This window comes from Bacillus sp. 05T31 (assembly GCF_056396725.1).
The window spans coordinates 1-960 of sequence record NZ_JBFTMA010001085.1 but is presented as its reverse complement, the minus strand read 5'-3'; the positions used below and the strand labels follow the sequence as shown (position 1 = coordinate 960).

Genomic DNA, 960 nt, shown 5'->3' with positions numbered 1-960 from the left:
TCATTTACCTTTTCGAATTTTTTCACTTCTTCTTCTTCTTCTTTGTTGAAGGCTTTTACGATATTGTGACCACTATAAATTTCTTCGACCTGACCGTTTACGTGTCCTAAATATTCTTGCTGGGATTTGAAGTATTTTTGTGATCGTTTTACGACTGCCATGATGAGAATCATCGATACTGGCAATATTAAAAGCGCCACTAATGTCATTTGCCAGCTGATTGATAACATCATGATAAGTACACCGATGATTGTAATAACGGATGTGATGATTTGCGACATACTTTGGTTTAAAGTTTGGCTCACCGTATCTACGTCATTTGTAATTCTCGATAATACTTCGCCGTGCGTTGTTTTATCAAAGTATTTCAGCGGCATACGGTTAATTTTTTCATCGATTTCTTTTCTGAAGTTATAAGATACTTTTTGAGCTACTCCAGAAATAATGTACCCCTGGATAATACCAAACACAGTGCTCAGTATATATAATCCAAGGAGTAAAATGACAATGTTTCCGATATAGGTAAAGTCAATGGCCGCACCGGGTGCTCCTGATACTTTGCTTACGAGTCCTTCGAAAAGTTTTGTTGTCGCGTTTCCTAAAATTTTTGGACCAACGATTGTAAAGGCTGCACTGCCGATTGCGAAAAGGATAACGATTAAGATTGATAATTTATAGGGATTCAAGTATTGAAGGAGTTTATTCATCGTTCCTTTGAAGTTTTTTGCTTTCTCAATCTTTCTCATGCCGCCGCCCATATGACCGCCACCGCCAGGACCAGGGCCGCTTTGTTTTCTATTTTCTATTTTTCTATCACTCATGATGACAACTCCTCTCTTGAAAGTTGTGATAAAGCAATTTGCTTATAAACTTCACAGTTTTCCATAAGCTCTTCATGAGTACCAGTTCCAATTATTTTTCCTTCGTCAAGTACAATAATCTTATCGGCATTCATGATTG

At 37.4% G+C, this 960-nt stretch carries 1 protein-coding gene; it reads right to left on the bottom strand.

Annotated elements, in window-relative coordinates; translation table 11 throughout:
- A partial coding sequence (locus AC1DJR_RS31515; protein WP_477004417.1) for an ABC transporter permease occupies nt 1-821 on the bottom strand: 821 nt, incomplete at its 3' end.
- Nucleotides 822-960: the final 139 nt, after the last annotated feature.